Source organism: Hyphomonas sp., assembly GCF_041398465.1.
Lineage (GTDB): Bacteria > Pseudomonadota > Alphaproteobacteria > Caulobacterales > Hyphomonadaceae > Hyphomonas.
In genome coordinates, this window is record NZ_JAWKUS010000001.1 from 1,320,106 (window position 1) to 1,326,209 (window position 6,104).

Here is a 6,104-nt window from a genome sequence, read left to right on the forward strand (position 1 = left end):
CTCTAAACAGCAACCGGCGCCTTGATGTGGGCGTGGGCCTGATAGTTCTCGAGCTGGAAGTCTTCATACTCCCAGCCGAAGAGGTCGGTCTTGTCCGGGTTCATGCGCATCACCGGCAGGGGCAGGGGCTCCCGCGAGAGCTGAAGCTCTGCCTGCTCGACATGGTTCATGTAGAGGTGCGCGTCGCCGAACGTATGGACAAACTCGCCGGGCTTCAGGCCCGTGGCGCGCGCCATCATCATGGTCAGCAGCGCATAGGACGCGATGTTGAACGGCACGCCGAGGAAGATGTCGGCCGAGCGTTGGTAGAGCTGGCAGTTCAGCTTGCCGTCCATGACATTGAACTGGAACAGGCAGTGGCAGGGCGGCAGGGCCATTTCATTGACGTCCGCCGGGTTCCAGGCTGACACGATCAGGCGGCGTGAATTCGGATTGGTGCGGATCTCGTCCAGCACCCACTGGATCTGGTCGATCGTGCGCCCGTCCGGCGCGGCCCAGCTGCGCCATTGCTTGCCATAGACCGGGCCGAGGTCGCCGTTCTCGTCAGCCCACTCATCCCAGATCGAGACCTTGTTGTCCTTCAGGTACTTGATGTTGGTGTCGCCCTTCAGGAACCAGAGCAGCTCGATGATGATCGAGCGCAGGTGCAGTTTCTTGGTCGTCACCATCGGGAAGCCGTCTTCCAGATTGAAACGTATCTGGCGGCCGAAGACGGCGCGCGTGCCGGTTCCCGTGCGGTCGCCCCGTTCGAAGCCGTTTTCGAGGGCATCGCGCAGAAGATCGAGATACTGTTGCATGGATCCGGGCTCCTCAGCTTCTCAGGCGGCAGATTGCGCCAACTTCTTCGGCGCGCCGCAAACGACCAGTTTGTAGCGCGATTCCTTTTCCTGCGCGCCCCTCAGGCGGCACGGGTCCGGCCCCGCGCCGCAAAGGCCGGAATAATGGTTAAACCTGTTTTGATCCCGCGCGGCAAATTTCCAGTGTGGATCGAACGGCGCTGCAACCCAAATCGCGCATGATGCGGGTTAATTCCGGGTGGTGGAGCTGGAAAGATGATGTCTGAACTTAAGAATATTCAGGTCCTTGTGCAGCGGTATCGGCAGGATACGCGCGGCAATATCATGATGCTGACGGCGCTGGTCATCGTGGCGATCATGGGACTAGCCGGTTTCGCGATCGACCTGCGCTACACGCTCTCGCAGAAGGAAAAGGTCCAGTATGCGCTGGATTCCGCCGTGCTTGCGGGCGCGCTGGAACGCCAGAAAGGCCGCACTGAGGAAGAAGTGAAGGCCGAAGTCCGGGACTATGCCGGATCCCTGATCGATTTGCAGGATGGCGGTCTGAGCTGTACCACCATCAACGTGGCGCTGGACAGTGTCAGCGAAGACATCAGTGCAAGCATCAGCTGCATGCAGCCGACCTTCATTTCCCAGATCATGGGCCATGATCACCTCGACTTTACGGTGTCCACGACGTCCACTTATTCAGTGGGCAAGGTCGATGTGGCTTTCGTGTTCGACGTTTCGGGCTCAATGAACAGCTACAATCGCCTGTCCCTGCTTAAGACGGCCGCCAATGCCGCCCTGGACACGCTGCTGCCGGACGACAAGCCGGACGACAAGACCATCCGTATCGCGATCACGACCTACAACAATTCCGTCAACGCGGGATCCTATATCAACGCGGTGACCGATGGCGTATCGCTTGCGGCGGATGCCTCCAACATCGCGGCATCGGCGAACTTCAATTCCTACAATGGCAAGCGGATGTACGATTCCGCGACCGGCAAGCGTTTCTTCTACTATCAGACGGGCACCTGTCTCGATTCCGGGACGTGCGACCAGTGGTCGAACTGGGACTGGGATCCTGCGCGTCGCAAATACGAGGACGTCTCGGTGACCTCGTCCTGCGTTTACGAGCGTACGGGCAGCCAGGCAGACACGGATGCAACTCCGGGCTCGCTTGCCTGGATCGGCGCGGCGAACCCGGAATGGAATTTCGGTACCACGGACCGGAACAAGTATCGCGGTTGGCAGGAAGTCGCTTATGGCGGCGCCAATTCCAATACGGGTGCGTACTATAACAACTATGCGACCTGCCGCGATTCCGGACCTGTTCCGCTGACGGACGACAAGGCTGCGCTGAAAGCGCATGTGAACAGCCTGACAGCAGGTGGCGGTACCGCCGGCCATCTCGGCATTGCCTGGGGCTGGTACCTGATTTCACCGAACTGGTCCTCGATCTGGCCGACGGCGTCCAAGCCCTGGGACTATGATGAGGTGAACGCCACCAAGGCCGTGATCCTGATGACCGATGGTGACTTCAACCGCGAACACGCGACCGCCACCAAGGATTCATTTCATCAGTCCATGGACCTGTGCGACCGGATGAAGGCGTCACCCTCCAAAGTGACCATCTACACGGTCGGCTTCCAGGTGCCGGAGGCCGTCCAGAAAACCGGCGACGGGAAGACGATTCTGGAATACTGCGCCACCAGCCCGGCCTTTGCCTATTCGGCGGCCGATGGTGACCAGCTGCTGGAAGTCTACAAGGAAATCGCCCAGTCGATCGCCGACCTGCGCATCAAGCAGTAAGGCCTAGTCTTCAAAGGTGACCGCTCCATCCTGCACATGCAGGGCCTGGGCGCGGTCGCCGAAACTTTCGAACAGGAATTTTTCTGTGCCGGTCAGCCAGGCCTGGCCGCCAAGGGCGCAGATTTCGTCGAAGAGGGCGGCGCGCCGGTCGGGGTCCAGGTGCGCGGCGGCCTCGTCCAGCAGGAGGAGGGGCGGCGGCCCGTCCCGTTCGGCTTTCAGCGCCGTGGCAGACGCGAGGATCAGCCCGATCAGCAAGGCCTTCTGCTGGCCGGTCGAAGCGTCTTTCGCGGGCGCGCCGGTCGGGCGGTGAATGACAGCGAGGTCCGAGCGGTGCGGGCCCTGCAGTGTACGCCCGGCGGCCATGTCCCGGCGGCGCGAGCTGCGCCAGGTCTCGGCCAGCATTTCGAAAATGGATTTGAAATCGTCGCCCCGCATCGCGGCCTCTTCGGCCTTGCCTTCGAGTGAAACGTCCGCCTTCGGAAAATGCCCTTCCGGGCGGGCCTCGATGGCCGCCTGCAGAGAGTCCAGCACATGTGCGCGGTTGATGGCGATCTCCGCCCCGCTTTCGGCAAGCCGTGTCTCGATCGCATCGGCCCAGGCCGGGTCGACATGGCCGCGCTCCAGGAGGGCATTGCGCTCGCGCATGGCGCGCTCATAGCGGCTGGAAGCGCTGGCGTGGCTTGGCGTGTGGGCGAGGACGAGCCGGTCATAGAAGCGGCGCCGGTCGCTCGCGCTGCCGCGGAAGACGCCGTCCATGTTCGGGGTCAGCCAGACGATGCGGACGATCTCTGCCAGTTCGGTTGCCGTGGAGGGCGCCCCGTCGAGCCGGACGACGCGTTTGGAACCGCCGCCGGCATTGTCGAGTGTGACGCCGATCTTGTGCTCGTCGGCAAGGGTCGCCGCAACCGTCCAGCTTCCGGCAGAACCGGCCCGCGCCATGTCCGGCAGGGTGGAGGCGCGCAGGCCCCGGCCGGGTCCAAGCTGACTGACAGCTTCCAGAAGGTTCGTCTTGCCCGCGCCGTTCGCGCCATAAAGGCAGACATGCCGGCCATCCAGCGGCAGCGTCAGCGACGCATAGTTCCGGAAATCGGTGAGCGACAGTCTGGTCAGCGCGGTCATGCCGCCGCCTAGCCCGCGAGCCCGTGCCCGCCTACGGGCTGCGTTTCAGCAATGGAGTCCATGCCTGCGATCAGCGGCCGGCCAAGCTGAATGGCCTTCTGCACGGAGGGCAGGGTCAGGCTCGCCGCGTGGCTTGCCTTCGAGTCCCAGACTTCGGTGATCCAGATCGCGGTGTCATCTGCCGGGTCGCGCGCAACGATGTAGCTGAGACAGCCCGGCATGCCCGCAATGCCTTCCAGCAGGATGGTCATGAGCCGGTCGCGTTCACCTTCGACAGCGGTGAACTTTCCGATCAGGCCGTACATTGCGGTTTCCTCTTCCGGTCCATGCGCACACGCCGGGAGTGCCATGATCGCCGCGCCGGAGGCAAGGACGTTCCTACGACTCCAGAGGCCGCCGATCATGGATCAGACGCGCAGCGGCATCAGCACATAGCGGGCCGAGTCGTCGGACGGGTCGAGGACGAGGGCAGGGGAGGCCGGATCATTGAACATGAATTCGGCGTCCGGTGCCTCGATCTGACCGGCGATGTCGAGCAGGTATTTGGCGTTGAAGCCGATCTCCATCGGCTCGTCGCCATATTCGGCTTCAAGCTCTTCATTGCCAACACCCGTTTCGGCATGGTTCACGGCCAGCACCAGCTTGCCATCCGACAGGGACAGTTTCACCGAGCGCGAGCGTTCCGCAGAAACGGTGGAGACGCGGTCGACGGCGGCTTCGAACGCCTTGTTGTCGATCGACAGCTTGCGCGTATTGCCCTTCGGGATCACGCGGCCATAGTCCGGGAACGATCCGTCGATCAGTTTGGATGTGAGCGTCGCGCGCCCGGCGCGGACGATGATCTTCGTGTCGGAGACTTCGATGTCGACCGGGCCGTCGAGGCCATCGATCAGGCGGCGGGCTTCGCCCACAGCTTTGCGCGGCACGATCACACCTTCGAGGCCGGCGGAGCCTTCTGGCGCTTTCGCCTCGGCCAGCGCCAGGCGGTGGCCGTCCGTCGCGACGGCGCGCAGCACCGGCTTGCCATCGGCATCATCTGTCGTGTGCAGGAAGACGCCGTTCAGGTAATAGCGCGTTTCCTCGGTCGAGATCGCGAAACGGGTCTTGTCGATGAGGCGGGCCAGATCCTTGGCGTCCAGCGCGAACTTGATGGCGCTGTCGTCAGTGGTCATGGTCTGGAAATCGGAGGCCGGCAGGGTCGGCAGTTCGAAATGCGAGCGGCCGGCCTGGATCGACAGGCGCTGGTTTTCCGGCTGCAGTTCGAGTTCCACTTCGGCGCCTGCGGGCAGTTTGCGCACAACGTCGAAAAGGGTGCCTGCCGGGGCTGTCACCGCACCTTCGCTCGCCACTTTGGCGGCGGCGCTGTCGACGGCTTCGATGTCGAGGTCCGTCGCGGTCAGGCGAAGCTCGCCGCCGGACGCCTGAAGCAGGACGTTGGACAGGATCGGGATGGTATTGCGCCGCTCGACCACGTTTTGCACGTGAGAGAGTGCGTTGAGGAGGTCGCCGCGTTCGATCGTCAGTTTCATCGTGTTTCCGTTCATCCCGGACAACGCTGCCGCTGCCCGTTAAACCCTGTTGCGTCTGCCTGCTGGTCTGTCCCGACGGTACATGCCGACGGAATCAGCCCGTCCCCAGGTAGGGAACGGGCTGAGAACACTTAAACATCCAAACGAAAAAGCCAAGCGTTGATCGCGGTACTGGCCTATTCAGTTCGTTAATGGCCGCCGGAAGCCTGCAATTCGAGGATCGCAGCAGCCACACGGGCTATATCCGCGGACAGTTCCGGGTCGTTCGGCAGGTCCCGCGTCAGCTTCCGGTGGGCGTAGAGAACGGTTGTGTGGTCTCTCCGCCCGAAAGCGCGCCCGATCTGCGGGAAGGACTTATGGGTCTGCTCCCGGCACAGATACATGGCGATCTGGCGCGGATAGACAACGGAGCGGGCCTTGGAGGGGCTTTCGAGGTCGGCCTTCGACACGTTGAAGACCTTCATCGCCGCCTTTTTCACCAGTTCGATTGTCGGCGCCCGCACTTCGCCTTCCATGCGGCGGATGACCCGTTCCAGCATGTCTGAGGTCGGTGTCATCGTGCCGAAGCCTGCTTCGGTGAACAGGTTCCAGACCGCGCCGGTCAGTTCCCGGCCGGGGCCGCGAATGCCGGTATGGATCCGCTCGATCAGGGCTTCGTCGAGGACGAATTCCGGATGCGCGATCTCGATGTGACGGGCCAGGCGGCGGATGATATCGCGCCGCATGTCTTCGTCCGGCAGCTCCACCTCGACAACGGTGGCGCCTTTCAACTCGCTCATCATCCGCGGTGAGAAGCCTGCCAGTTCGCCCGGCGTCTTGTCGCCTGCGAGGACGACATTGCCGCCCTGGCCGGTGACTTCAC

General features: G+C 62.8%; 6 protein-coding genes. 1 reads left to right on the forward strand and 5 read right to left on the reverse strand.

All coding sequences use genetic code 11. The features are described from left to right. Nucleotides 1-2: 2 nt before the first annotated feature. Nucleotides 3-797, reverse strand: a complete 795-nt coding sequence (locus R3C98_RS06585) for a thymidylate synthase (RefSeq protein WP_371313318.1) — start codon at nucleotides 795-797, stop codon at nucleotides 3-5. Between the two features lie 255 nt (nucleotides 798-1,052). On the opposite strand from R3C98_RS06585, the gene R3C98_RS06590 reads away from it, so the two are divergent. After that, entirely contained in the window at nucleotides 1,053-2,594 is a 1,542-nt protein-coding gene (locus R3C98_RS06590; RefSeq protein WP_371313319.1) for a pilus assembly protein TadG-related protein, read from the forward strand. A gap of 3 nt (nucleotides 2,595-2,597) precedes the next feature. Here R3C98_RS06590 and recF read toward each other — a convergent pair whose 3' ends face one another. From recF to R3C98_RS06610, 4 genes are all read right to left on the reverse strand, one after another. Further along, nucleotides 2,598-3,713, reverse strand: a complete 1,116-nt coding sequence (gene recF / locus R3C98_RS06595; RefSeq protein WP_371313320.1) for a DNA replication/repair protein RecF — start codon at nucleotides 3,711-3,713, stop codon at nucleotides 2,598-2,600. 8 nt (nucleotides 3,714-3,721) lie between these two features. Next, nucleotides 3,722-4,063 carry a putative quinol monooxygenase gene (locus tag R3C98_RS06600; RefSeq protein ID WP_371313321.1) on the reverse strand — a complete coding sequence of 114 codons (342 nt, stop codon included), beginning with the start codon at nucleotides 4,061-4,063 and terminating at the stop codon, nucleotides 3,722-3,724. 57 nt (nucleotides 4,064-4,120) lie between these two features. Beyond that, complete coding sequence (gene dnaN, locus R3C98_RS06605; RefSeq protein WP_371313322.1) at nucleotides 4,121-5,242, reverse strand: DNA polymerase III subunit beta; 1,122 nt, start codon at nucleotides 5,240-5,242, stop codon at nucleotides 4,121-4,123. Nucleotides 5,243-5,430: 188 nt separating this feature from the next. Next, nucleotides 5,431-6,104 (reverse strand): helix-turn-helix domain-containing protein (locus tag R3C98_RS06610; RefSeq protein WP_371313323.1); only part of this gene is annotated, 674 nt, incomplete at its 5' end.

Excerpts from the sequence above, each read along its gene's own strand:
- R3C98_RS06585 (WP_371313318.1), bottom strand. The coding sequence starts at position 797 with ATGCAACAGTATCTCGATCTTCTGCGCGATGCCCTCGAAAACGGCTTC.
- R3C98_RS06590 (WP_371313319.1), top strand. The coding sequence starts at position 1,053 with ATGATGTCTGAACTTAAGAATATTCAGGTCCTTGTGCAGCGGTATCGG.
- dnaN (WP_371313322.1), bottom strand. The coding sequence starts at position 5,242 with ATGAAACTGACGATCGAACGCGGCGACCTCCTCAACGCACTCTCTCAC.
- R3C98_RS06600 (WP_371313321.1), bottom strand. The coding sequence starts at position 4,063 with ATGGCACTCCCGGCGTGTGCGCATGGACCGGAAGAGGAAACCGCAATG.
- recF (WP_371313320.1), bottom strand. The coding sequence starts at position 3,713 with ATGACCGCGCTGACCAGACTGTCGCTCACCGATTTCCGGAACTATGCG.